The sequence below is a fragment of the Streptomyces sp. NPDC002386 genome, assembly GCF_053593175.1.
Genome location: NZ_JBSFBX010000001.1, coordinates 300,449 through 325,416, shown reverse-complemented (window position 1 = coordinate 325,416; position 24,968 = coordinate 300,449). Strand labels below are relative to the sequence as shown.

Here is a 24,968-nt window from a genome sequence, read left to right as displayed (position 1 = left end):
CGCTGGGAGGTTGGGCAGGGCCGAAGCAACCCCGGCCCGCCTGGCCCGCCGCCCATGTCGTACGGGCGGTCGCCCGCCCCTGTTCACGGCCCCGGGCAAACACCGGGCAAACTGCCGCGCCCGGGGTGCTAGGCGCCGCCGACCGCAGTGAGCAGGGCGAGCGGGGCCGCCGCCGAGCGGGATTCGCGGACGCACGCGTGCGGGTAGGGGACCGGCTCCGGGTGGGTGTCGCGGCCGTAGCCCGCCAGCACCTCCGGAAGCCGGTGCCCGGTGGCCGTCGCCGCGTCGACCAGCGCGTGCGCGACCGTACGGGCCTCGTCGTGCAGCCCGTAGCGGGCGAGGCCCAGGGCGATCAGCGCGTTGTCGTGCGGCCAGACCGAGCCGCGGTGGTACGAGAGCGGGTGGTACGCCGGCTGGCCCGAGGCGAGCGTGCGGACGCCCCAGCCGGAGAAGAAGTCCGGTTCCAGCAGCCGACGGCCGACCGCCTCCCCGTACTCCTTGTCCAGCAGCCCCGACCACAGCAAGTGCCCGGCGTCCGAGGCCAGCGCGTCGACCTGGCGGCCCGTGCCGTCCAGCGCGAGCGCCGGGAAGGAGTGCTCGCCCATCCAGAAGTCCCGCTGGAAGCGGTCCCGCAGATCGGCGGCCGCCTGCTCCAGCAGGGCGGCGTACGTCTCGTCGCCCCACACCGCGCGCGCCACCCACGCGGTGCGGCGCAGCGCGTCGTACGCGTAGCCCTGGGCACCCGCCGCCGTCACCGCCCCGGTGGGCCGGGTGCCGTCGGCCCAGCAGATCGCGCCGGGGGAGTCCTTCCAGTTCTGGTTGGCGAGGCCGCCCTCGTCGGCGCGGTACACGAGATAGCCGCGCGAGGTCAGACCGCCGTGGTCCAGCATCCAGCCGATCGCCGCGCGGGCGTGCGGCTCCAGACGCCGGGCCAGGGCGGTGTCGCCGGTCCCCTCGGTGTACGCCCCGAGCAGGACGAGGAACAGCGGGGTGGCGTCGACCGAGCCGTAGTACCGGCCGAACGGCACCTGACCGAAGTGCGCCAGCTCCCCGTGCCGTACCTCGTGCACGATCTTGCCGGGCTGGGCGACCGGGGACGCGCCGGTGCCGGTCGCCTGGGCCGCGGCCAGCGCGAGCAGCGTGGCGGCGGCGGGCCGCGGGTGGTACGGCAGCGTGAACAGTGAGGTGAGCAGGGCGTCCCGGCCGAGCAGGGTGAGGAACCAGGGGGCGCCCGCCGCCGGCACCCGCAGCTCCTCGCCGTCCGGTCCGGTCGCCGGGACCTGCAGCGCGGCCAGGTCGGCGAGACCCCGGGCGCAGGCCGCCGCCAGCTCCGGCCAGCCGGTCGGGAAGGCCACGCCCTCCACGAACCGGCTCTCCGCCGCGGCGAGCTGCTCGTTCACCGAGGCGGGGGAGCGGGGCACGCGCAGGGTCCGCCGGTCGCCGTGCGGGCGGGCCATCACGCGCAGTACCACTTCGGCGGTGCCGTGCGGCTCCAGGTCGAGGGCCCACACCAGCCGGCGGGCGCCGGTGCCGGTCTCCTCGACGGCGTCCGGAGCCGGGTCGGCCGTGATGGTCGTGACCGAGTGCCACTCGGCCCGCCGGTAGGTGAACTCGATGCCGTCGTCCAGCACCTCGCGGGAGCGCACGGCGCCGGCCTTGGCGTAGGTGCGGTGGTCGGCGCGGAGCTCGAACTGGTCGGTGAAGTCGGCGTCTACGGTCAGGGCGAGGCGGACGGTGGTGGGCACCGGGCGGTTGCCGGTCACCCGCAGTGACTCGACGAACGAGCTGTCCCCGACCGCCTGTTCCCGGAACAGGGTGCAGGCGGGCGGTTCCTGCCGGCCGCCGCGCGGCACCAGCACACAGCGGGCCGCGTCGCCGTCCGCCACCGGCGCGAGCACCTCGGGCACCGCGCCGTCCACGGTGAGCTGCCACCGGCTGAGGTGCCGGGCGTCGCGCACGAACAGCCCGTCCGGGGGGCCGCCGCCCCGCACCCCGCTGATGTCACCCCGGTCGCCCACGGCGGCGAACGTCGCCCCGTGCACCAGCAGATGCTGCCGATCCGTCATCCCCGGTCCCCTCCCTCGTCCCTCATGCCGGCCCCGTCCTCGTCCCTCATGCCGCCCCCGCCCCCACTGCCGCCCCCAGGGCCCCGGTGCAGCAGATCCAGGGCGAGTGCGGCCGTCCACGCGAAACCGGTCGCGCCGCAGGCCTCGCCGGTGTGCGGATCGACGTACTCGGCGAAGTCGCCCGCCTGTGCCAGACGCAGCACCGCGGCGCGCAGCGCGTCGGCCCGTCCGGAGTGTCCGTGCGCGCGCAGCCCCCGCTCCAGCAGCCAGCTCGTGTTGAACCAGGCCGGGCCGCGCCAGTACCGGTGCGGGTCGAAGGCCTCGCCGAGGAGGTCGTAGCTCGGGACCAGCTCGGTGCTCGTGCCCAGCCCGAAGTGCGGTCCGCACAGCGTGCCGACGAGCGCGCCGGAGACCTCCCGGGGCAGCCCGGGCAGCACCAGCGGGACGAGACCGGAGACGCTCCGCTCCGGGACCTGGCCCCCGCCCCGCAGGTCCAGGCAGCGGAACAGGCCGCTCGCGGGGTCCCACAGCCGCTCCACCAGGGCCGCCGTCAGCCGCTCGGCACGTGCGTACCGGGCGGTGCCGGCCGCTCCGAGTTCCCCGGCGATCCGCGCCAGCGCCTGCTCGGAGGCGATCAGCAGCGCGTTGAACGCCGGGTCCTCGACCGCGAACTCCCCGCCGCCGTCGGCGTACCCGCCGTCGCGGTAGTCCGCCGCCAGCCGCACGTACCGTCCGTAGTCCAGATCCGTCGGCCTGTCCTCCGCCGCGCCGTGGTCGAGGTCGGCGCGGCGGAAGGAGCGGGCCGGGGCCGGGGTGATCCGGGAGAGCGGGGCGTCCCAGCAGGGGCTGTTGTCCATGCCCTGCTCCCAGGGGTGCACGACGGACACCAGCCCGCCCCCGCCCAGGTCCCGCCGGTGCAGCAGATACCGGTGCCAGGCGGCCAGCCGGGGGTACACCCGGGCCAGGAAGCCGCGCGCCCGCGACAGGCCCGGATCGGCGCGGTGCACCAGCCAGGCCGCCAGCGCGTGCACCGGTGGCTGCACGATGCCGGACGTCTGTACGGTGCGCGGGGCGCCCGCGGCGCGCCCGGCGGTCGAGGAGCGCCAGAAGTCGGGGCTCGGGAAGTACGCGTCCAGAGGTACGGAGGGGTTGAAGACGATGTGCGGCACTCGCCCGTCGCCCCACTGGGCCGCCAGCAGCGTCTCCAGCTCCGTCTGCGCCCGTAACGGCGACAGGTGGCGCAGCCCGATCGCGACGAACGCCGAGTCCCACGACCACTGGTGCGGGTACAGGCTCCGGGAGGGGACCGTCGACGTGCCCGTCCAGTTCTCCGCGAGCACCCGGGCGGCCCCGGCGTGCAGGGACGACGCCGACGCCGGCGGATCGTATGCGAACTCCCGCTCCGGGAGACGGGCAGTGAGCTGGGCAGTGCGATCCACTCGGGGCTCCCCGAAGACGTCCGGCCGACCTGGTTTGGCTGTGGCTACCGCAGGGTTACGTCTATTTAACACGCAAAACTCAATATGTAATGCAAGCTTGGGAAACACAAGGGGGTGCGCATGACCGGACGGCCGGGCAGGACCGGGAAGAGCGGAAGTCAGGCGAGCGCCGGCGATCTGCTCGAACTGGTGCGCAGTGGGCGAGCCGTGACCCGCGGCGCGCTCCAGCAGGCCACCGGGCTGTCCCGCGCCACCGTCGGCCACCGCCTCGACCGGCTGTTCCGGGCCGGCTGGCTGCGCGAGGGCGCCGGCGGCCCGGTCGGCTCACCGCTCGGCGGGCGTCCCTCCATCACGCTGGAGTTCGACGGCTCCCACGCGGTGGTCCTCGCCGCCGACCTGGACACCCGGCACGCCCGGGCCGCCGTCCTCACCCTGACCGGCGAGATCCTCGCCGACCACGCCGGCACCCTGGTGATCGAGGACGGACCCGAGGCCGTGCTCGGTGAACTCGGCCGCTGGTTCGCCGAGACGCTCGCGAAGGCGGGGCGCCGGGCGGCGGAGGTCTGCGGCATCGGGCTCGCGGTGCCGGGGCCGGTGGACCGCGAGAGCGGCCGGGTGGTGCAGCCGCCGATCATGCCCGGCTGGGACGGCTACGACGTGCGGGGCCGGCTCTCCCGGGCCCTCACCGAGCACACCGGCGCCCCGGCGGTCCCGGTCCTGGTGGACAACGACGCCGACCTCATGGCCTACGGCGAGCAGCGCACCGGGTATCCGGACTGCGCGGCCTTCGTGCTGGTGAAGGTGTCCACGGGCATCGGTGCCGGGGTCGTGGTCGACGGCTCGATCTACCGGGGCGTGGACGGCGGCGCGGGCGACATCGGGCACATCCGGGTGGGCGCTGAGGCGCTGTGCCGGTGCGGGTCGTACGGCTGTCTCGCCGCCGTCGCCAGCGGTGGCGCCGTGGCCCGGCGGCTGACGGAGGCCGGGGTGCCGGCCGCCTCCGGCTCGGACGTGCGGGACCTGCTGGCCGCCGGGCACCCCGAGGCGGCCGCGCTGGCCCGGGAGGCGGGGCGCCGGGTGGGCGACGTGCTGGCCACGGTCGTGACCCTGCTCAACCCGGGCGTGCTGATGATCGCCGGCGATCTGGCCGGAACCCCCTTCCTCACCGGCGTGCGCGAGCTGCTCTACCAGCGGGCGCTGCCCCGCTCCACCGCCCACCTGGACGTCGTGACGTCGCGGCTGGGTGAGCGGGCCGCGCTGGTCGGCGCGGGTGCGCTGGTCGTGGAGCACCTCTACGAGCCGCGGCGGGTGGAGGAACGACTCACCGCGCTCGGCGTGTGAACCGGGCGTTTCGACGTCCGCATGGTGAAATCCGGCTCTGTGTGACAGCGTGATTCTCGCCACCCTTGATAAGGGTAGCGCTCAGATGAGCGGATCTTGGGCGACTGCACTTCTCCAAAGGGTGGCACTGGGTGCCACCCTTTGATCGTTCATCGATCGAACTCAGGCGTGTCGGTAGGCGCTCAGATGAGCGATCTGCTACCCCTACGGGCATGAATGCGTTCAAGAAGTGAAAACATAGAGGCGTCTCCACTTGCCAAGCCTTGACTTTCAATCCACTGGCGGACGCGTGGTTACAGGCGCATGACGCACAAGTGGACGTACCCAGGTGCCTTCGATCTGGGTATGTTCCTCGCCGTCAGGGCAGCCACCGCGGCCTCAAGGAGTCGAGACCCGTGTCGGAAAACAAAGAACCCCACGTAGCGAAGTTCGTTTACGACTTCACCGAGGGCAACAAGGACCTCAAGGACCTTCTCGGCGGCAAGGGTGCCAACCTCGCCGAGATGACCAACCTGGGCCTGCCGGTCCCTCCCGGGTTCACCATCACCACCGAGGCCTGCAAGGTCTACCTCGACAGCGGCTCGGAGCCCGTGGCACTGCGTGACGAGGTGAGTGCGCACCTCGACGCCCTCGAGCAGAAGATGGGCAAGAAGCTCGGCCAGGCCGACGACCCCCTGTTGGTCTCCGTCCGCTCCGGCGCCAAGTTCTCCATGCCCGGCATGATGGACACCGTCCTGAACATCGGCCTCTCCGACAAGTCGGTGCAGGGCCTGGCCAAGCAGGCCGGCGACGACCGCTTCGCCTGGGACTCCTACCGCCGCCTCATCCAGATGTTCGGCAAGACCGTCCTCGGCGTCGACGGCGAGCTGTTCGAGGAGGCGCTCGACGCCGCCAAGGCGGCCAAGAAGGTCACGGTCGACACCGACCTCGAGGCGGCCGACCTCAAGAAGCTCGTCGCCAAGTTCAAGAAGATCGTCAAGGCCGAGGCCGGCCGGGACTTCCCGCAGGACCCGCGCGAGCAGATGGACCTCGCCATCAAGGCGGTCTTCGACTCCTGGAACGGCGACCGCGCCAAGCTGTACCGCCGCCAGGAGCGCATCCCGCACGACCTGGGCACCGCCGTCAACGTCTGCTCCATGGTCTTCGGCAACCTCGGCCCCGACTCCGGCACCGGCGTCGCCTTCACCCGTGACCCCGCCTCCGGCCACCAGGGCGTCTACGGCGACTACCTGCAGAACGCCCAGGGCGAGGACGTCGTCGCGGGCATCCGCAACACGGTCCCGCTCGCGGAGCTGGAGAACATCGACAAGAAGTCGTACGACCAGCTCATGCAGATCATGGAGACCCTGGAGAACCACTACAAGGATCTCTGCGACATCGAGTTCACCATCGAGCGCGGCCAGCTCTGGATGCTGCAGACCCGCGTCGGCAAGCGCACCGCCGGTGCCGCCTTCCGGATCGCGACCCAGCTCGTGGACCAGGGCCTGATCGACGAGACCGAGGCGCTGCAGCGCGTCAGCGGCGCCCAGCTGGCGCAGCTGATGTTCCCGCGCTTCGACGAGTCCGCCAAGATCGAGAAGGTCGGCCGGGGCATCGCCGCCTCGCCCGGCGCCGCCGTCGGCAAGGCGGTCTTCGACTCCTACACCGCCGTCAAGTGGTCCCGCTCGGGCGAGAAGGTCATCCTGGTCCGCCGGGAGACCAACCCCGACGACCTGGACGGCATGATCGCCGCCGAGGGCATCCTGACCTCGCGCGGCGGCAAGACCTCCCACGCGGCCGTCGTCGCGCGCGGCATGGGCAAGACCTGTGTCTGCGGCGCCGAGGAGCTGGAGGTCGACACCAAGCGCCGCCGGATGACGGTGCCGGGCGGCCACGTCGTCGAGGAGGGCGACGTCATCTCCATCGACGGCTCCTCCGGCAAGGTCTACCTGGGCGAGGTCCCGGTGGTCCCGTCCCCGGTCGTGGAGTACTTCGAGGGCCGGATGCACCCGGGCGCCGACGACGCCGACGAACTGGTCGAGGCCGTGCACCGCATGATGGCCTTCGCCGACCGCAAGCGCCGGCTGCGGGTGCGCGCCAACGCCGACAACGCCGAGGACGCGCTGCGCGCCCGCCGCTTCGGCGCCCAGGGCATCGGCCTGTGCCGCACCGAGCACATGTTCCTCGGCGACCGCCGGGAACTGGTCGAGCGCCTGATCCTCGCCGACACCGAGGAGGAGCGCGAGGAGTCCCTGAAGCAGCTCCTGCCGCTGCAGAAGAAGGACTTCGTCGAGCTGTTCGAGGCGATGGACGGCCTGCCGGTCACCGTCCGCCTGCTCGACCCGCCGCTGCACGAGTTCCTGCCCGACATCACGGAACTCTCCGTCCGCGTGGCCCTCGCCGAGGCCCGTCAGGAGCCGCACGAGAACCTGCTGCGCCTGCTCCAGGCGGTCCACCGCCTGCACGAGCAGAACCCGATGCTCGGTCTGCGCGGCGTCCGTCTCGGCCTGGTCATCCCCGGCCTGTTCACCATGCAGGTCCGCGCCATCGCCGAGGCCGCGGCCGAGCGCAAGGCGGCCAAGGGCGACCCGCGCGCCGAGATCATGATCCCGCTCGTCGGCACCGTCCAGGAGCTGGAGATCGTCCGCGACGAGGCCGACCAGGTCATCGCGGAGGTGGAGGCGGCGACCGGCACCAAGCTGAAGCTGGCCATCGGCACGATGATCGAGCTGCCGCGCGCCGCGCTGACCGCCGGCCAGATCGCCGAGGCCGCCGAGTTCTTCTCCTTCGGCACCAACGACCTGACGCAGACGGTGTGGGGCTTCTCCCGGGACGACGTGGAGGCGAGCTTCTTCACGGCCTACCTGGAGAAGGGCATCTTCGGCGTCAGCCCGTTCGAGACGATCGACAAGGACGGCGTCGGCTCCCTGGTGAAGGCGGCCGCCCAGGCCGGCCGCGCCACCCGCCCCGACCTCAAGCTCGGCGTCTGCGGCGAGCACGGCGGCGACCCGGAGTCGGTCCACTTCTTCCACGAGGCCGGACTGGACTACGTCTCCTGCTCCCCGTTCCGCATCCCGGTCGCCCGCCTGGAAGCGGGCCGGGCGGCCACTCAGTCCGCGGGCAGCGACCACCGCTGACCCCCACCGGCCCCGGAGCCGTCGTCGGTCCCCGACCCTCAACACCGATCGACGACGGCTCCGGCGCACCAAGAAGGGGCGGCACCCTGTGCGGGGGTGCCGCCCCCACGTGCATCATCCGCGGCGATGATGTCTGTCGGCGCTGGTTGTCCAAGGCCGCGCAGCTACGGGCTGATGCGCCGTCACAGCAGGCCCAACTTCTCATGCGCGTCCTTCACCAGCAATGTCACGCTCATGAACGCACCACCGGCCGAGGCGAGTGACTTGAGGTTGTCACCGCTGAGATGAAGAACCACCTCGAAGGACACCAGGCCCGCGAGAAGCCCGCTCAAGAGCGTGATCACCAGGGCCATGATTTTCACCGTGTTGGTCGGCACTTCCATGCCACCCCTCTTCCCTGTTCAGGCCGTACGCCGTCGATCTCCGGACGACTGCCAAGAGAGTGTTCGATCTCGTACGGTCACTTCCAGAGGGGACCGGCCTCAGGACGCTCCTGACTGGCCGCGCGCCCATCTGTGCAGGTGAGCGGGCTGTGTTGACATAGACCTGAACAGCCTTGGGGTGGTGGTGTACAACATTGGTCGTCGGCCGGCCTTTGGCCTCAGCGGGGTGTCCACGCACGGGGAGGCGACACCGAGATGACGAGCGGGTGGGCCCAGATACTCGACTCCCTAGGTCCAGGCGATTGGATCTCCTACAGATGCGCACTCGCCAAATTCAGGTCATCGGGCCCGTCCTTCGATCAAGTGGCCAAAATGGGCCACGACCTGTGGGGGAAGGTGCCGGGCTTTCACGCCGCCCCCTCGAAGACCACCTGGTCCAATGCGGTGCAGGAGACCAACCGCCCCGCCAAGTGGATTTACACTGAACTGCTGATTCACATCTGGTCGAACTATCACCGCATACCCGGGGAGAAGACGCTGGAGCTGCTGGAGGTGTGGTCCACCGCCTTCAGGGCATGTGGTGGAGATCCGGGACCTAGATTTCCCCCTCGGCATGAACCGCACGGACACCAGGTCGGCGCAGCGAACCCATTTCAGCCGCTGAGTGCCGCCCCGCACGGCGGATACGCAGATCCAAGCCCCGTCACCGGGGACCCCTTGAGTCAGATAGTGGCGGCACAGGAACGCACCATCATGGCCCTGGAGGAGATCAATAGCCTGAAGGACGCTTACAACGTCAGCGAAAAAGCAAGATTCCGAGCGGTGCAGGCCGGCTCGATGGCTCTGGCTCTGCTCGGGGAAGCGCGGGCAGAAGTCGCACAGCTCAATCGTAGAATCGACTCGCTTGAATACGCCTCGGCCTTCCGCCCGTCCGAAGATCAAGATCTGCGGCGACTGCACGACAGACTCAGAAAGGCTGAAGTGCAGGAGAGCGAGCTGCGCAGGCAGCTGGAGCGAGCGGAGCGCGACAGGGACAAGTACCAGCAAATAGCCGATTTCGCGGCCCGCAGGCTCGCCTTTCTCGAAAGCGAGCTGCAGAGCGGCGGCGGCCGCGACTTCTCGGACGACCGTAAGATGTCAGAGGTGGACGCTCTCGACGACTTCAGAACGGATGGTCGGACCCCCAATCAAATCGACAATGCCATCGAAAAGCTCAAAGAGTATCTCGATCAACAGGATCGGGTTGCGGGGGACACGGCAACCTCAATTGGTTGGAGCTCTGCTTTCAAGGCCGAGGGAGGACGCGTGTCCGAGGCCAATGAACCCGAAACGCCCGCGCAGAGTGCATCGGCGGCACGAGTGCTTGCACTCGCGCAGCAGACGTCGGACCAGGCGATCGCTGAAGCCAGAGCCCAGGCCGATCGCATCGTGCAGGATGCGAGAAAACGCGCCGCCGAAATCGAAGGTGCGGGGGGCGGTACCTCCGACGCGTAGATCCAGGCTCACAAACCACGCGGACCCGCGCGGGCTGCTGCATGTACCGCCCTCGCGTCAGGCGTTGCGTGTCCGCGGAGGCTGTCATGTCACGCCTGAAGGCCCTCCGGGGCGGTGTGTGCGATGAGCCAGTCCTGCAGTTCCCGGTGTCGGAACTGGTAGGCCACACCGGAGATGCGCAGCAGGCCGGCGCCGTAGGCCCAGTGAAGGAAGGTACCCAGGCGCCAGGGCAGGCGGCCCCGGGCACAGCAGAGGAAGACCAGGTAGCGGCGTCCGGCCTCCGCGGTCGCGTACAGACCGGGTACGAGCCCGGCCAGAAGCCCGGTCAGGATCCCGTCCACGGGTCCGGCCACAAGCCCTGCGGCGGGCCCGACCATGAACTCGAACACGAGCCCGGCCGTGAGCCCGACCACCATCCAGAGCAGAAGTCCGAAGAGCAGATCGTCTCGTATGGGATAGCGAGGATCTGTCGGCGGTGTATCGCTCAGGGGCGCGGAGAGCCCGGCCACGAGCCCGAGCATGATTCCGGCAACGGGTCCCACCACGAACCCGGCCACGGGCCCGACCACGAACCCGACGAAGGGCCCGACCACGAATCCGAACAGCAGCCCGGCCACGAGCCCGAGCAAGAGCCCGAGACCGAGCCCGGACACGAGCCCGGACATGAGCCACTTGGCGATCACATGACGACCGGCGGGAGTACGCAGGCGGTGGAGCTGGAGGGTCCTGGGGTCCCCCACGACGGGACTGTTGGCCTGCCAGACGCACCAAAGGGCAAGGAATGTGAACGCTGCGGCGCCGGTCAGCTGGCGGGGAGAGAAGCCGATGTGGAACCGCGCCAGAAACAGGGCGCTCAGGGCGAGGGCCAGGAAGACGGCGAGAAGAGTGTCGGCGGTGCGGACGCGGCGGGCGCCGGCCATTGGCCACAGGCGGTGGAGCACCAGGTCGGTGGCGCTTCCGGTGGTTGCCGGAGCAGCGGCGAGGTGGGCGGCGAGCGCCGCGAGCCAGCGATGGGCCTGGTCGGGTCGGTAGCCCCCGGGACGAGTGGGGTGCTGGCTGGTCGCGGCGGACAAGTAGAGGGCGAGGAGTCGATCGCGCACCGCGCCGGGTGAGGGCAGCGTGAGCAGGCCCGCGGGGTCGCGCAGGTACGCGAGCGTGTCAGGGTAGCGTTCCTCGTAGGCGGTGGCGGCCAGATTCAGCCGCCAGGGAGTGCGCAGGGCCGAGGCCAGGGTCCCGCCGGGCGCGGTGGTGAGGGTGTCGAGGACCGGTCTCCAGCGGTCGGGGCGGGTGCTGCGGGCGGTCAGATACGCGGCGGCCTCGGCGGGGGTGACGGGGTTGATCTCGATGCGGGCTGCCTCGCGCATCCGCACGTCGAGGGCGGCCAGTTGCTCGTACTGGATGGTGCGGCAGGTGAGGATGACCGGGGCGCTGCCGGTGGGGTCCTGGTAGGCGTTGAGCTGCTGCAGGGCGCGGGCGGCACGGCGGCGGCCGGCCGGGGTGGCATCGGTGTCCATTTCGTCCAGGCCGTCGAGGACCGGCAGGATCCGGTGCTGCTCGACCAGGACCGCGGCGTCGGCGAGGCTCACTCCGTGGTCGCGGAAGTTCTGGTGGAGCTGGTCCGCCAGCCAGTCGGTCAGGGGGCGATCGGTGTCCCAGCCGGCCAGGGAGAGCCGGATCGGGACGGGGTCGGCCTGGGTGCGGTGGGGATGGCTGAGCAGGCCGAGCAGGAGGTCCAGGGCGAGCAGGGTCTTGCCGGCGCCCGGTTCCCCGGTGATCACGAGTCGGGCCGGGTGCAGGTCCTGGTAGTAGGCGACGATGTCGGTGAGGCGGCCGTGGGGAGCGGCGCCGGTGGCGTTGTTGGCGGGCTCGGTGCGGTGGGCGAAGGTCAGGTCGATCCGGTGGGCGCCGGGACCGATCAGCTGGGCGCGTTGCAGAGTTTCGGCCGCGGCCACCGAGTTGGCCAGTGCCGTGGCCTTCACGTCCGGATCGGCCGCGGCCTCACGGCGGTCGTCGCGGTAGGCGGCCCAGGCCAGGTAGGCGGCCGGCACCGTCGGGACGAGGGCGACGAGTGTGGCGGACAGCTTCGCCACCTGGAACTGTCTGGTCAGCCACAGTGCCAGCGCCGCCGCCGCGACCTGGAGGAGTAGATAGGTGGCGGCTGCCCGGTGGGTCCGCGATCGTCTCATGGCCAGCATGATTGCGTAGCTCACGCGGCCGTGGAGGTCCGATGGCCGCATCGCCGCGGACCGCGACAGGGCGTCAGGCCCGTGCACCCGAGGGCCCCAGAGCGCCGGGTTTCCACCCCTGACATCGCGCACGTGTCGGGCGAGCGCCTGAACCGGCCGAGCCACCGGAACCGGCTTCGCGGCCTGAGGCGCGCCGCCCTCCTCGGCAGATTCGACAGCCTGACCCGAGACGCGCCGCCACGAGGGGCATCCACCTCGGCGCTCCGGTCGCCATGTCGCCGCGGGAACCGTGTTGCCGGCGCCTAGGCTGCAGCCGCCAGTTCCGGGCCGAGCCGTCGGTCCGTGCGCACTGTGCCGTGAGGAGGGACCCGCATGGGCTGGACCGCGCAGGACATGCCCGGCCAGGGCGGACGCACCGCTGTGGTCACCGGTGCCAACAGCGGGCTCGGTTACGTCACCGCGCGCGAGCTGGCCCGCAAGCGGGCACGGGTGGTGCTCGCCTGCCGGGACGAGAGGCGGGGGAGGGACGCCGTCGAGCGGCTGCGGGGCGAGGTGCCGGGCGCCCGAGTGGAGCTCGGCCTGCTGGACCTCGGGGATCTGGCGTCCGTCCGGGAGTTCACGGCCGGACTGCCCTTCGAACGGCTCGACCTGCTCGTGAACAACGCCGGTGTGATGGCGGTGCCGTACGGCACGACCGCCGACGGGTTCGAGCGGCAGTTCGGGACCAACCACCTCGGGCACTTCGCGCTCACCGGACTGCTTCTGCCCGCCCTGCTGGCCACCCCCGGCGCGCGGATCGTCACCGTGTCCAGCTTCATGCACGTCCTCGCCAACATCGACCCGCGCGACCTCAACAGCGAGCGGCACTACCGGCGCTGGACCGCCTACGCCCGCTCCAAGACCGCCAACCTGCTCTTCACGCACGAGCTGTGCCGCCGGCTGGCCGCCCACGGCTCCGGTGTCGTCGCGGCCGCCGCGCACCCGGGGTACGCCGCCACCAACCTCCAGACGGCCGGTCCGCGCGCCGAGGGGCGCCGGGGCGCCGAGCGGATGATGGAGCTGGGCAACCGGATCTTCGCCCAGCCGGCCGAGGCGGGCGCGCTGCCCACGCTGTACGCGGCGACCGCGCCCGGGGTACGGCCCGACTCGTTCTGGGGGCCGTCCTTCGCGATGTGGCGCGGCTCCCCGGCACCCTCCCGCCGCGCGCCCTGGGCCCGGAACGACGAGGCGGCGGCCCTGCTCTGGGCCGCCTCCGAGCGGCTCACGGGCGTACCGTACGACTCCTTGCGGAGCTGACCGGCCGGAACGGCGACGGAACGGTGCCGCCCGGGCTCAGCGATGGCCCGGGCGGCCCCGTCGAGCCCGCCGTCTCAGGCGCGGCGCACCCGGTACGCCGTCACCCGGACCGACTCGTCGTCCAGGCACTGCCCGGTCTCCAGGTCGAAGCGCTGCTTCAGCAGCGGGGAGGCCACGAACGGGCGGCCCTGGTGGGTGCCGGTCAGGCCGCGGGAGAGGACCGCGGCGCCGCCGAACGGGTCGCGGTTGTCGATGCCGTACAGCCGGTCCGCGCGGTCCCGGAACACCGCCACCTGGCGGCCGTCCGGCAGCAGGGCGGCGATGCCGCGGCCGGGCACCAGCCGGTGCAGGTCGCACACGGTGAACCAGCCGTCCTCCAGCCGGAGCTGGACCAGCAGATCGGTCGTCTCGGGTGCCAGGGTCATCGCTGGGCGCTTCCTTCCAGAACGTCGTCGGCCGGTCGCAGGCCGATGGACAGCAGCGGCAGGTCGGGCTTCATCTGGTCGCGTTCGGGTACGAAGGCGACCACCGGGTCCGGGGTGTCCGGGGCGTTCACGAAGGACACGAACCGGGCCAGCTTCTCGGGGTCGGAGATGGTCTCGGACCACTCGTCCCGGTAGTGCGCGACATGGGCTCGCATCAGGGACTCCAGTTCGTCGCAGATGCCGAGCGAGTCGTGCACGACCACGTCCCGCACGTGGTCCAGGCCGCCGGGGATCCGCTCCAGCCAGGTGGAGGTGCGTTCGAGGCGGTCGGCGGTGCGGATGTAGAACATCAGGAACCGGTCGATCAGGCGCACCAGTTCGGCGTCCGACAGGTCCTGCGCGAGCAGGTCGGCGTGGCGCGGGGTGGCGCCGCCGTTGCCGCCGACGTACAGGTTCCAGCCGCTGGACGTGGCGATGACGCCGAAGTCCTTCGACTGGGCCTCCGCGCACTCGCGGGCGCAGCCCGAGACGGCCGACTTGAGCTTGTGCGGCGACCGCAGGCCCCGGTAGCGCAGCTCCAGGTCGATCGCCATCCGGACCGAGTCCTGCACGCCGTAGCGGCACCAGGTCTGCCCCACGCAGGACTTCACCGTGCGCAGCGACTTGCCGTACGCGTGGCCCGACTCGAACCCGGCGTCCACCAGCCGGGCCCAGATCAGCGGGAGCTGCTCCACCCGGGCGCCGAACAGGTCGATCCGCTGACCTCCGGTGATCTTCGTGTAGAGGCCGAAGTCCCGGGCGACCTCGCCGATCACGATCAGCTTCTCGGGTGCGATCTCACCGCCGGGGATGCGCGGCACGACCGAATAGGAGCCGTTCTTCTGCAGGTTGGCGAGGAAGTGGTCGTTGCTGTCCTGCAGGGCGGCCTGCTCGCCGTCCAGTACGTAGCCGCTCGCGCCGATCGCCGGGGCGAGCGAGGCGATGACCGAGGCCACCGCCGGCTTGCACACCTCGCAGCCGTCGCCGCCCCGGGCGTCCTCGCGGCCGTACCGGTCCAGCAGCTCCTGGTAGGAGGTGAGGCGCAGGGCGTGGACGATCTCGTACAGCTCCTCGCGGGTCTGGCCGAAGCAACCGCACAGGCCCTTGTCGATCTCGACACCGGACGCCTCCAGCTCGGCGGTGACGAGCTGTCCGAGCACCTTCACGCAACTGCCGCAGCCGGTACCGGCCTTGGTGCATTTCTTCACCTCGGGCACGGTGGTGCAGTCGTGTTCGGTGACCGCGCCGCGGATGGTGCCCTTGCTGACGTTGTGGCAGGAGCAGATGACCGCCTCGTCCGGCAGGGCCGACGGTCCGAGCTGGGCCCCCGAGTCCGCTCCGGCGGGCAGGACGAGCGACTCGGGGGAGACGGGGGGAACCGATCCGGTCAGCGCGCGCAGGGTGCCGTAGGCCTCGGCGTCGCCGACCAGGATGCCGCCGAGCAGCGTGCCGTCCCGGCCGATGACCAGCTTCTTGTACAGGCCGGCGCGGGAGTCGGAGTAGACGACGTCCAGGCAGTCCTCGGCGGTGCCGTGCGCGTCGCCGAACGAGGCCACGTCCACGCCGAGCAGCTTCAGCTTGGTGGACAGGTCGGCGCCGGTGAAGGAGGCCTCGTTCCCGGCGATGGCCGCCGCCGCCGTCTCCGCCTGCTCGTAGCCGGGGGCCACCAGGCCGTACACCCGGCCGTCCGACGCCTGCGCGCACTCGCCGATCGCGAACACGTGCGGGTCCGAGACGGTACGGCACCGGTCGTCGACGGTGATGCCGCCGCGCTCGCCGACCGCCAGGCCGCAGTCCCGGGCCAGCTGGTCGCGGGGGCGGACACCGGCGGAGAACACCACCAGGTCGGTGGCGAGTTCGGAGCCGTCGGACAGCTTCATGCCGGTGACCGCGCCGTCCTCGCCGACGACGACCTCCTGCGTGCCCACGCCGGTGTGCACGCTCAGGCCCATGTCCTCGATGGTGCGCAGCAGCGCCGCGCCACCGCCCTCGTCCACCTGTACCGGCATCAGGCGCGGCGCGAACTCCACGATGTGGGAGGTGAGTCCGAGGCCCTTGAGCGCGCCGGCCGCCTCCAGGCCGAGCAGACCTCCGCCGACCACCGCGCCGGTGGCCGCCCTGGTCCTCGCGTACTCCTCGATCGCGAGGAGGTCCTCGATGGTCCGGTAGACGAAGCAGCCGACGGCGTCCTTGTTCGGTACCGGCGGCACGAACGGGTAGGAGCCGGTGGCCAGGACGAGGACGTCGTAGCCGACGACCAGACCCGAGCGGGCCGTCACCTTCCGCGCCTGGCGGTCGACCGTCTCCGCCGGGTCGCCGAGGTGCAGCTCGATCCCGTGGTCCTTGATGAACTGCATGTCGGTCATGGACAGTTCCTCGGGCGTGCGGCCCGAGAAGTACGAGGTGAGCTGCACCCGGTCGTACGCCGGACGCGGCTCCTCGCACAGCACGACCACGCGGTGCGTGGCGGTCAGGCCGCGCTCGGCGAGCGCCTCCAGGAAGCGCTGGCCGACCATGCCGTGGCCGACGAGCACGATGGTGGGGGTGGCCCCCGGGGTGGCGGTCATCAGGAGCCTCCGTCGTTGGTGAGCAGGTGAAGCAGGGGACCGTCGCCGGGGAGCGGCTCCGCTCCCTCCCAGGCGCGGGCGAGCGCGCCGACGGTGCCGAGTTCGCCGACCAGGACCCCGCCGACCAGGCGGTCGTCGCGGACGACGACCTTGCGGTAGGTGCCCCGGGTGGCGTCGGCGAGCTGGACCACGTCGTCGCCGGGGCGGGCCTCGGTCTCGCCGAACGCGGCCAGGTCGAAGGGGGAGTCGGGTCCGGTCAGGGTGAGCCGGGTCAGTGAACGGGTTCCGCGGTAGCGGGCGCCGGCGTCGCCGGCGAGCCGGGCGGCCAGCGCCTCGGCCTGTTCCAGGGCCGGGGTGGCGAGGCCGTAGACCGTGCCGTCGTGCTCGGCGCAGTCGCCGAGGGCGTGGATGCGCGGGTCGGAGGTGCGCAGTTCGTCGTCGACGAGGACGCCCTTGCGGACGGCGAGGCCGGCCTGTTCGGCCAGACCGGTGCGCGGGTGGACCCCGCAGGCGAGGACCACGAGATCGGCGTCGAGTGCGTAGCCGTCGGCCATCTCCACCGAGCGCACCGCGCCGGCGACGCACCGCACGTCCCGCACCCGGCACTCGGTGTGCACCTCGACGCCCAGGTCCGTCAGGTGCCGCAGCACCAGCCGGGAGGCGTTCGGGTCGAGCTGGCGCTCCATGAGCCGCTCGGCCTGCTGGGCGAGCACCACCTGCGCGCCGCGCACGGCCAGCGCGCGGGCCGCGGACACCCCGAGCAGGCCGCCGCCGACGACGACCGCCCGCGCGCCCGGCCGTACCGCCTTGGACAGGCCCAGGCAGTCGTCCATCGTGCGGAACGCGTGGACGCCCTCGGGAAGCTGCTGGCCGGCGGTGAACAGGCCGCGCAGCGGCGGCAGCACCGGGTTGGAGCCGGTGGCCAGCACCAGCGTGTCGTATCCGATCAGTGAGCCGTCGGCGCACCGCAGGCGCCGGGCCGCCCGGTCGATGCCGGTGACCCGGGCGCGCCGGAGCGCGCCGGGCACGGGGAGGGAGATCACCTCCGGGGCGTACCGCCCGGCCAGCACCTCGGCGAGCAGCACCCGGTTGTACGGCCGGTGCTCCTCCTCGCCGACGAGCAGCGCGGGCGTGCCCAGCTCACCGAGCCGCCGGGCGAGCCGTACGCCCGCGAGGCCGGCGCCGATCACCACCACACGCGTATTCGAGGTCATGCAACGCAGCGTGCGGCTTGGACGTTACCCGGCCGCATCACCCCTGTTTCCCGCGGGGAACGCTGCCCTCAGCGGTGCCGGGCCGGGGGTGTGAGGGTCCCGCCGGGCGCCGGGGGAGGGCTGTGAGGTGCGCGGATGCCGGGGCGGGCGGACCGCACCGGCCTCGGGGACGGTGGTCAGCGGCTGCCGGTCAGGTGGGCGAAGACCACCACGTTGCCCTGGTACCCGGTGGCCTTCGAGTAGCCGCCGCCGCAGGTGATGACCCGCAGCTCGGGCCGCGCGGCCGCGCCGTACACCTTGTCGTCGGGGAAGGCGCTGGCCGGGTAGACCTCCACCGCGTCCACGGTGAACACGGCCACGCCGCCGTTGCGCCGGTCGATCTCGATGGCGGCTCCGCGCCTGAGGGCGCCCAGATCGTAGAAGACGGCCGGGCCCTCGGCGTTGTCCACATGGCCGGCGACGATGGCGGTGCCCGTCTCGCCGGGGGTGGTGCCGGCCTCGTACCAGCCGGCGAGGTTCTTGTTCCCGGCGGGCGGCGCGTCCAGGCTGCCCGCGGGGGTGAGGCCCAGGCCCGTCAGCGGGGCGTTCACCCGGATCGACGGGATGCGGATGCGGATCGGCGGGGAGGGCGCCAGCGCGGTGGCCCCGAGCCGTTCCTCGCCCGGGTCGGGCCGTCCCTCGGCGGCGGCCGGCTGCGGCGGCGCGTGCGTCGCGCCCGGACCGGCGAGCAGCCACGCGCCCGATCCGAGGGCGACGACGGTGACGGCGGCTATGGCGGTGTCCCCGACTCTGCGCATGAGATCCCCTCTCCCCGGGGCGCACCCCGAACGGGTCCTTCGAGAACGGTGGGGTCCCCCACGGGGCGGACCCCCTCCCCCTCCGGGCCGCGAGGGGCGTCGGACCCGGAGGGGGCGGGATGTGCGGTACCGGCGGACGGACAGCGGAGGGTGTCCGTCAGATCCCGTCGCCTCTCGCCCGGCGATGCAGGAGCCAGGTACCGCCCGCGGCGGCGACGGCCAGAGCCGTCACGCCCGCCGCGGTCTGCACGGGGTCGGTGCCGAGTGCGCCGCCGACCCCCGTCTTCACGCTTCCCCGCGGCCGCACCTGTTCGTGCTCCGCGCCCATGCGCGCCGTGCTGAGCGCCACCACCAGGTCACCCGTGACCTGCCGGTCGCCCGCGGCGCACTTCGCGACGATCTCGTACGTCCCCGGCTGGGCGCCCGGTGGCACCCGGAACTCGCCGGTCGCCGCGCCCTCGTCGGTGCCGGGCGCCAGCATGAAGGTCCCGGCGCCGACCGCGCCCGCGTCGGCGATCGCCGTACCCTTGCCGCCGCACGCCGCGGTGTTCACGGTGACCCGGCCGCCGGGCACCGCGGTGGCCGGGTCCACCTGCAGGCTGCCGGTCCCGGCCTCGGCCGGGGCGCCCAGGCGAGCCGCGGCCGGAGCCGCGTCGCCGTGGGCCGGGGCCGTGGCGAGCCCCGCCGTGGCCACGGCGAGCGCGGTACCGGTCAGCAGACGGGCGGTGCGTCGCATGGTGCTCCCCAGAACTGGTCCGTCTCGTTCCTCCGACTCGTTCAGGGGCGCGCCCCTGCCCTTCCGAGGAAAATCGCAGTCGGGCCGCGGCGCTTGCTGACGCTGGGTCAGGAACGTGCTGAACGGGTGGTGCGCGGGACCCCCACACGGGCTAGCGGAGATAAATCATGGCTGGTCAGAGGCGTGTGAGAGGTTCTCGGGGAAGAGCACACGAATGGCGCGCGGGGCGGGGGTGAACGGGTGACCGGTACCCGTGTGGCGGCGGGCACCCGCCTCGCCGCCGGCCGTCACGGCCGTCACGGCCGACGGAAGCGTCCCGGCCGTGCCGCGCGGCGCACGACGAGGGCGGCCGCCCCGGTACCCACTGGACCGGGACGGCCGCCCAACGCGCGCGCCGGCGTGACCTAGTTGACGTTGACCGCGCTCCAGGCGGCGGCCGTCGCGTTGTACTCCGCGCTGCCCGCGCCGTAGAGGTCCTTGGCGGCGTTCAGGGTGGCCGTGCGGGCGCCCGCGTAGTTCGTGGAGGACGTCATGTAGACCGTCAGCGCCCGGTACCAGATCTTGCCGACCTTGTCCCGGCCGATGCCGGTGACCGTCGAGCCGTTGGACGTCGGCGAGTTGTAGTCGACGCCGTTGATGGTCTTCGCGCCGCTGCCCTCGCTCAGCAGGTAGGCGAAGTGGTTGGCGACGCCCGAGGAGTAGTGGACGTCGAGGTTGCCGACCGACGAGCTCCAGTAGTCCGCGGAGCTGCCGTCCTTGGACGGCTTGTCCATGAAGCGCAGGGCGGCCTTGCCGAAGCCGGGCTTCACGATCTTCTCGCCGATGAGGTAGTCGCCCTGGTCGGAGGAGTTGTTCGCGTACCACTCGACCATCGTGCCGAGGATGTCCGAGGTGGCCTCGTTCAGGCCGCCGGACTCGCCCGAGTAGGTCAGCGCGGCCGTCTTCGACGTCACGCCGTGGCTCATCTCGTGTCCGGCCACGTCCAGTGCCACCAGCGGCCCGAAGGTGGTGCCGTCACCGTCGCCGTATGTCATGCAGAAGCAACTGTCGTCCCAGAAGGCGTTGTTGTAGTTGCTGCCGTAGTGGACGCGGTTGTACGAGCCCTTGCCGTCGCCGGCGATGCCGTTGCGGCCGTGGACGTTCTTGTAGTAGTCCCAGGTCTCGTTGGTGCCGTACTGGGCGTCGACGGCGGCCGAGGCGCGGTCGGCGGTGCTGCCCGTGCCCCAGTGGTTGTCGGCGTCCGTGAACAGGGTCGCGGGGGCCCGGCTGAAGCAGATGCCGAAGAAGCACAGGTCGGTCTTGCCCTCGGCGTCACCGGTGTAGGTGTTGCCTCGCGTCGGGTCCTTGAGTTGGTACGAGGAGCCGGACTGCGTGGTCTCCAGCGGCACGGTGCCGCTGTACAGCGCCTTGCCGTCGCCGGTGGCCGTCTCGATGCTGTCCCAGGCGTCGATCTGGGCGCCGGTGAGGGCGTCGGTCAGCACGGTCCGGGCGACCGGGTTGCCGAGCGAGTCCTGGCCGACGGCGTTGGTGCGCCAGGCGAGCCTCGGGGCGCCGTGCAGGGCGTCCACGATCAGCTCCGGCCTGGCCTTCACCTGCCGCAGCTTCTCGCCGAGGTTGGCGGCCCGCAGGGCGTTCACCGCGAGGTCGGCGGCCCGGGGCGCGGACAGCTTCGGGGTGGTGGAGGGGACCGAGATCCTGGTTCTGGTCGCGCGGTCGGCGCCGCGGTAGGCACCGCTCGGCGCCAGGTGGACGACGAAGTCGCCGCCGAGCACCGGGAGCTGATGGTACGTACGGTCGTAACGGACGTGCTGGGTGCCGTTGCTGTCGACGATCACGTCCCGGACGCTGGTGTCCTGGGCGGAGGTCAGACCGAGGCTCTTCGCCTGTGCCACGAGGGCCGAGGCCGCGTTCTCGACGGCGGTGGCCCGGGTCGGGCGGCCGTCGGCGTGTGCGGCGGGGGAGAGGGCGGCGGCCAGGAGGGCCGCGGTGGTGGCGGCGACGCCGGCGGTGGCGAGACGACGGGAACCCCGGATGTGCTGACGTATCCGACTCATCTGTCTCCTTGGGGGAGGCGCCTTCGAGGCGTGGGGGGCGGGGGCGCTGCGCTGACTGAGATTTAAGGGGCCATGACATGTCATGTCCATAGCGCCTTCATGGAGATGTGTGAGGAGGCGGCGTAGGAGGAGAATCGTTTCCGTGATCACTCCGGACGCCCTGGGCCCGCTGCCGTTCTTCGTCTACGGCACCCTCCGGCCCGGCGAGCGCAACCACGACCTGTTCCTGCGCGGCCGGACGGACCTGGAGGAACCAGGTCGGTTCCAGGGCGCGGCGCTGTACGAAGGCCCCGGCTACCCCTATGCCGTCGAGGAGCCGGGCGGCACGGTCAGCGGCGAACTCGTCACCACGGCACGGAAGTCCTACGCCGGGCTCCTGGCCGAACTCGACCGCCTGGAGGAGTACACCCCGGGCGATCCCCGCAACCTCTACGAACGGGTCGCCCGCCCCGTGGAACGCCCCGACGGCACCACCACCCGCGCCTGGGTCTACCTGGCGGCCCCCGCCGTCGCCACCCGCCTGCGGACCGGGGGGCGGCGGATCACGAGCGGGGACTGGCTGGACCGCCGCTGAACCGGCCCCGGCCGCGGGCCGTCCGGCGTTCTAGGGGGCGCCGCGGACCGGCGAAGATCGGGGAGACGCCCCCTAGGCCGACGGTCCGAGGAGTTCCACCCGTACCGCGCAGCTCTTGAACTCGGGCATCCTCGAGGTGGGGTCCAGGGCCGGGTTGGTGAGGGTGTTGGCCCGGCCCTCGCCCGGCCAGTGGAAGGGCATGAAGACGGTGTCGGGGCGGATCGCGGTGGTGATGCGGGCGGGAGCCACGGCGCGGCCGCGCCGGGAGACGACCGCCAGCGGGTCGCCCTCGGCCGCGCCGAGGCGGGCCGCGAGGCGCGGGTGGAGTTCGACGAACGGGCCGGGCGCGGCCGCGTTCAGCTCGGCCACCCGGCGGGTCTGCGCCCCCGACTGGTACTGGGACACCACCCGGCCGGTCGTCAGCAGCAGCGGGTACTCCTCGTCCGGCTCCTCCGCACCGGCCCGGTGCGCCACGGCCACGAACCGCGCCCGGCCGTCGTCGGTGGCGAATCGGTCGAGGAAGAGCCGGGGGGTGCCGGGGTGGACGCCGGGTGGGGCGGGCGCGGGGCCGGCGTCGGCCGGTCCGGCGCCGCCGGCCGGGGCCGGGACGGCGGTCCCGGGTTCCCGGCGCGGGCCATCGGGGCCGGCGGAGCGCGCGTCGCACTCCGCGGTCCCGTCCCCGGCGCTCCCCGTCGTCCCGCCGGCCGGCTCCGCCGGGCTCTCCGGACACGGCCAGAACACGCCGTTCTCGTCCGCCAGGCGGCGGTAGGTGATGCCCGAGTAGTCGGCGGGCCCGCCCGCGCTGGCGCGGCGGAGTTCCCCGAAGACCTCCTCGGGGTCGGTCGGGAAGCCCTTCTCCACGCCGAGCCGGGCGGCCAGGCCGTGCAGCACGTCCAGGTCGCTGCGGACCCCGGCGGGCGGGGCGACGGCCCGGCGGCGCAGCAGGACCCTGCCCTCCAGGCTGGTCGTCGTGCCCGTCTCCTCGGCCCACTGCGTGACCGGCAGGACGACGTCCGCCAGTTCGGCCGTCTCCGAGAGGACGACGTCGCACACGGCGAGGAAGTCCAGCGAGCGCAGCCGCTCCTCCACATGGGCCGCGCGCGGCGCCGACACCACCGGGTTGGACCCCATCAGCAGCAGAGCCCGGATGTCCGTGCCCAGCGCGTCCAGCAGCTCGTACGCGCTGCGCCCGGGGCCGGGCAGGCTGTCCGGGTCCACGCCCCACACCCCGGCCACGTGCCGCCGCGCCGCCGGGTCGTCCAGCTTGCGGTAGCCGGGCAACTGGTCGGCCTTCTGGCCGTGTTCACGTCCGCCCTGCCCGTTGCCCTGCCCCGTCAGGCAGCCGTACCCGGACAGCGGACGGCCCGCCCGGCCCGTCGCCAGGCACAGGTTGATCCACGCGCCCACCGTGTCCGTCCCCTTGGACTGCTGCTCGGGCCCCCGCGCGGTCAGCACCATCGCGGCCTCCGGCTCGCAGAACATCCGCACCGCCTGCCGCAGTTGGGGAACGGACACCCCCGTGATCCGCTCCACGTACTCCGGCCAGTGCGCCATCGCCGCCGCCCGGGCCTCCTCCCAGCCGGAGGTGCGCTCCCGGATGTACTCCTCGTCCGTCCGTCCCTCGGCCACCACCAGGTGCAGCAGGCCCAGCGCGAGGGCGAGGTCGGTGCCCGGCCGGGGCGCCAGGTGCAGATCGGCCTGCTCCGCCGTCCTCGTGCGGCGCGGATCGACGACGATCAGCGTGCCGCCGTTGGCGCGCAGTTCGCTGAAGAAGCGCAGCGACGGCGGCATCGTCTCGGCGAGGTTGGAGCCGACCAGGACGACGCAGCCGGTGCGCGGGATGTCCTCCAGCGGGAACGGCAGCCCCCGGTCGAGGCCGAACGCCCTCGTGCCGGCGGCCGCCGCCGAGGACATGCAGAACCGGCCGTTGTAGTCGATCTGCGAGGTGCCGAGCACCACCCGCGCGAACTTGCCGAGCCCGTACGCCTTCTCGTTCGTCAGCCCGCCCCCGCCGAATACCCCCACCGCGTCCGGCCCGCTGTGCGCGCGGATCCCCGACAGCGCACCGGCGATCCGGTCCAGCGCCTCGTCCCAGCCCGCCTCCACCAGTCGCCCTCCGGACCGCACCAGCGGCGAGGTCAGCCGGGCCGCCGGTGACAGCACCTGGGCGGCCGTCCGGCCCTTGCCGCACAGTGCCCCCCGGTTCACCGGGAAGTCCGGCCGTTCGGTCACCTCGACGCCCCCCTGGGGCAGGGGCGTGATGTTCATCCCGCACTGCAGGGCGCAGTACGGGCAGTGGGTGGGCGTCGAGGTGGTCTCCATGCCGACCAGCGTGCTTCCGCAGTGTTACGGCCCGCGGCGGCTCCTTGTTACACGGCCGGGAAGCGGACCTCCCCGCGCCCGCCGGCCCGCCGTGAGGCCCCGGTCACCGGCCGGACGCGAGCGCCCGGGCCACGCCGGGCTCCTTCGGACCGAGGAACCGCGGATCCGGCTCGAACACCGCGTCCAGCAGTGCCTTGCCCGCGGCGAACACCTCGCGCGTGCCGCCGTAGTACCAGGTGACGTCGTGCTTGGCGTCGACCCCGAGGCCGTAGGAGTCCACTCCCGCCGCCTCGCACAGCGCCACCGCCCGCCGGATGTGGAAGCCCTGGCTGATCAGCACCGCCCGGTCCACCCCGAAGATCTTCCTGGCCCGCACACACGAGTCCCAGGTGTCGAAGCCCGCGTAGTCGCTGACGATGCGCGCGTCCGGCACCCCGTGCCGGGTCAGATAGGCGCGCATGGCGTCGGGCTCGTCGTAGTCCTCGCGGCTGTTGTCCCCGGTGACGAGGACCGCCTCGATACGCCCCTGCCGGTACAGCCCGGCCGCCGCGTCCAGGCGGTGCGCGAGGTACGGCGACGGCTCCCCGTCCCAGAGCCCGGCCCCGAACACCACCGCGACCTCGGTGCGCGGCACGTCCGCCGCGCTCCGCAGCCGGTCCGCCGTCGACACGTACAGCCAGGTCGCCGGCAGCAGCGCCAGCACGCACCCGGCCATCACTGCCTGCACCAGCCGCCGCCACCCCGTGCGGGTGCGCGGCAGCCGCGGTCGGCGCGTCTTCATGCGGTCCCCCTGTGTGTCGATTCCGACCTGAAGGACGCTGATCACGGAGATCCGGTTCGCCCCGGCGGTGCGGTCCGTCCTCACACCGCGCATCCGAACGGGGTGAAGCCGCGGAAAATACCCGTGACCGGCCGGCAA

Annotated in this window: 17 protein-coding genes; 5 read left to right on the top strand and 12 right to left on the bottom strand. The window is 72.4% G+C overall.

The genetic code is table 11. The features are described from left to right. Positions 1–128: 128 nt before the first annotated feature. Together ACWCPN_RS01475 and ACWCPN_RS01470 are read right to left on the bottom strand one after the other, a co-directional pair. A complete protein-coding gene (locus tag ACWCPN_RS01475; protein ID WP_451201708.1) occupies positions 129–2,066 on the bottom strand; it encodes an amylo-alpha-1,6-glucosidase in 1,938 nt (645 codons plus the stop codon). Next, on the bottom strand, positions 2,063–3,505 hold the full coding sequence (locus ACWCPN_RS01470) for an MGH1-like glycoside hydrolase domain-containing protein (protein ID WP_451201706.1): 1,443 nt from the start codon (positions 3,503–3,505) through the stop codon (positions 2,063–2,065). The genes ACWCPN_RS01475 and ACWCPN_RS01470 overlap by 4 nt, the downstream gene beginning before the upstream one ends. Positions 3,506–3,625: 120 nt before the next feature. Between ACWCPN_RS01470 and ACWCPN_RS01465 the strand changes: the two genes are divergently transcribed. Then, on the top strand, positions 3,626–4,846 hold the full coding sequence (locus ACWCPN_RS01465; RefSeq protein ID WP_451201705.1) for an ROK family protein: 1,221 nt from the start codon (positions 3,626–3,628) through the stop codon (positions 4,844–4,846). A 395-nt stretch (positions 4,847–5,241) separates the two neighbouring features. Beyond that, positions 5,242–7,962, top strand: coding sequence for a pyruvate, phosphate dikinase (gene ppdK / locus ACWCPN_RS01460; RefSeq protein WP_365123521.1), 2,721 nt, complete (start codon positions 5,242–5,244; stop codon positions 7,960–7,962). Between the two features lie 182 nt (positions 7,963–8,144). Here the strand turns inward: ppdK and ACWCPN_RS01455 are convergent, their stop codons facing one another. Then, positions 8,145–8,345, bottom strand: coding sequence for a hypothetical protein (locus ACWCPN_RS01455; RefSeq protein ID WP_451201704.1), 201 nt, complete (start codon positions 8,343–8,345; stop codon positions 8,145–8,147). A 372-nt stretch (positions 8,346–8,717) separates the two neighbouring features. Between ACWCPN_RS01455 and ACWCPN_RS01450 the strand changes: the two genes are divergently transcribed. Continuing rightward, complete coding sequence (locus ACWCPN_RS01450; RefSeq protein WP_451201703.1) at positions 8,718–9,839, top strand: hypothetical protein; 1,122 nt, start codon at positions 8,718–8,720, stop codon at positions 9,837–9,839. Positions 9,840–9,928: 89 nt separating this feature from the next. On the opposite strand, the gene ACWCPN_RS01445 is transcribed toward ACWCPN_RS01450, so the two are convergent. Then, positions 9,929–12,025, bottom strand: a complete 2,097-nt coding sequence (locus tag ACWCPN_RS01445; protein WP_451201702.1) for an NACHT domain-containing protein — start codon at positions 12,023–12,025, stop codon at positions 9,929–9,931. 372 nt (positions 12,026–12,397) lie between these two features. Here ACWCPN_RS01445 and ACWCPN_RS01440 point away from each other — a divergent pair, with 372 nt between their 5' ends. Then, complete coding sequence (locus ACWCPN_RS01440) at positions 12,398–13,321, top strand: oxidoreductase (RefSeq protein WP_451201701.1); 924 nt, start codon at positions 12,398–12,400, stop codon at positions 13,319–13,321. A gap of 74 nt (positions 13,322–13,395) precedes the next feature. On the opposite strand, the gene nirD is transcribed toward ACWCPN_RS01440, so the two are convergent. From nirD to ACWCPN_RS01410, 6 genes are all read right to left on the bottom strand, one after another. Next, positions 13,396–13,746, bottom strand: a complete 351-nt coding sequence (gene nirD, locus ACWCPN_RS01435; RefSeq protein ID WP_451201700.1) for a nitrite reductase small subunit NirD — start codon at positions 13,744–13,746, stop codon at positions 13,396–13,398. Then, positions 13,743–16,352 carry a nitrite reductase large subunit NirB gene (gene nirB / locus ACWCPN_RS01430; protein WP_451201699.1) on the bottom strand — a complete coding sequence of 870 codons (2,610 nt, stop codon included), beginning with the start codon at positions 16,350–16,352 and terminating at the stop codon, positions 13,743–13,745. The genes nirD and nirB overlap by 4 nt, the downstream gene beginning before the upstream one ends. Continuing rightward, positions 16,352–17,566, bottom strand: coding sequence for an NAD(P)/FAD-dependent oxidoreductase (locus ACWCPN_RS01425; RefSeq protein ID WP_451201697.1), 1,215 nt, complete (start codon positions 17,564–17,566; stop codon positions 16,352–16,354). Before ACWCPN_RS01425 ends, nirB begins: the two co-directional genes overlap by 1 nt. Positions 17,567–17,742: 176 nt before the next feature. After that, complete coding sequence (locus ACWCPN_RS01420) at positions 17,743–18,363, bottom strand: class F sortase (RefSeq protein ID WP_451201696.1); 621 nt, start codon at positions 18,361–18,363, stop codon at positions 17,743–17,745. 157 nt (positions 18,364–18,520) lie between these two features. After that, positions 18,521–19,099 (bottom strand): hypothetical protein, encoded by a 579-nt coding sequence (locus ACWCPN_RS01415; protein ID WP_451201695.1) that lies wholly within the window; start codon positions 19,097–19,099, stop codon positions 18,521–18,523. 404 nt (positions 19,100–19,503) lie between these two features. Next, positions 19,504–21,153 (bottom strand): M4 family metallopeptidase, encoded by a 1,650-nt coding sequence (locus ACWCPN_RS01410; RefSeq protein ID WP_451201694.1) that lies wholly within the window; start codon positions 21,151–21,153, stop codon positions 19,504–19,506. Between the two features lie 142 nt (positions 21,154–21,295). Between ACWCPN_RS01410 and ACWCPN_RS01405 the strand changes: the two genes are divergently transcribed. Further along, positions 21,296–21,727: a gamma-glutamylcyclotransferase family protein gene (locus tag ACWCPN_RS01405; RefSeq protein WP_451201693.1), complete on the top strand. Its 432-nt coding sequence runs from the start codon at positions 21,296–21,298 to the stop codon at positions 21,725–21,727. Between the two features lie 72 nt (positions 21,728–21,799). Here ACWCPN_RS01405 and ACWCPN_RS01400 read toward each other — a convergent pair whose 3' ends face one another. Both ACWCPN_RS01400 and ACWCPN_RS01395 read right to left on the bottom strand, forming a co-directional pair. After that, positions 21,800–24,049, bottom strand: coding sequence for a molybdopterin oxidoreductase family protein (locus tag ACWCPN_RS01400; RefSeq protein ID WP_451201691.1), 2,250 nt, complete (start codon positions 24,047–24,049; stop codon positions 21,800–21,802). Between the two features lie 103 nt (positions 24,050–24,152). Beyond that, positions 24,153–24,830: a SanA/YdcF family protein gene (locus tag ACWCPN_RS01395; RefSeq protein WP_451201690.1), complete on the bottom strand. Its 678-nt coding sequence runs from the start codon at positions 24,828–24,830 to the stop codon at positions 24,153–24,155. Positions 24,831–24,968: the final 138 nt, after the last annotated feature.

Coding starts and splice junctions, on each gene's coding strand:
- ACWCPN_RS01400 (WP_451201691.1), bottom strand. CDS start 24,049: ATGGAGACCACCTCGACGCCCACCCACTGCCCGTACTGCGCCCTGCAG.
- nirB (WP_451201699.1), bottom strand. CDS start 16,352: ATGACCGCCACCCCGGGGGCCACCCCCACCATCGTGCTCGTCGGCCAC.
- ACWCPN_RS01445 (WP_451201702.1), bottom strand. CDS start 12,025: ATGAGACGATCGCGGACCCACCGGGCAGCCGCCACCTATCTACTCCTC.
- nirD (WP_451201700.1), bottom strand. CDS start 13,746: ATGACCCTGGCACCCGAGACGACCGATCTGCTGGTCCAGCTCCGGCTG.
- ACWCPN_RS01465 (WP_451201705.1), top strand. CDS start 3,626: ATGACCGGACGGCCGGGCAGGACCGGGAAGAGCGGAAGTCAGGCGAGC.
- ACWCPN_RS01410 (WP_451201694.1), bottom strand. CDS start 21,153: ATGAGTCGGATACGTCAGCACATCCGGGGTTCCCGTCGTCTCGCCACC.
- ACWCPN_RS01455 (WP_451201704.1), bottom strand. CDS start 8,345: ATGGAAGTGCCGACCAACACGGTGAAAATCATGGCCCTGGTGATCACG.
- ACWCPN_RS01425 (WP_451201697.1), bottom strand. CDS start 17,566: ATGACCTCGAATACGCGTGTGGTGGTGATCGGCGCCGGCCTCGCGGGC.
- ACWCPN_RS01420 (WP_451201696.1), bottom strand. CDS start 18,363: ATGCGCAGAGTCGGGGACACCGCCATAGCCGCCGTCACCGTCGTCGCC.
- ACWCPN_RS01415 (WP_451201695.1), bottom strand. CDS start 19,099: ATGCGACGCACCGCCCGTCTGCTGACCGGTACCGCGCTCGCCGTGGCC.
- ACWCPN_RS01440 (WP_451201701.1), top strand. CDS start 12,398: ATGGGCTGGACCGCGCAGGACATGCCCGGCCAGGGCGGACGCACCGCT.
- ACWCPN_RS01475 (WP_451201708.1), bottom strand. CDS start 2,066: ATGACGGATCGGCAGCATCTGCTGGTGCACGGGGCGACGTTCGCCGCC.
- ACWCPN_RS01395 (WP_451201690.1), bottom strand. CDS start 24,830: ATGAAGACGCGCCGACCGCGGCTGCCGCGCACCCGCACGGGGTGGCGG.
- ACWCPN_RS01450 (WP_451201703.1), top strand. CDS start 8,718: ATGGGCCACGACCTGTGGGGGAAGGTGCCGGGCTTTCACGCCGCCCCC.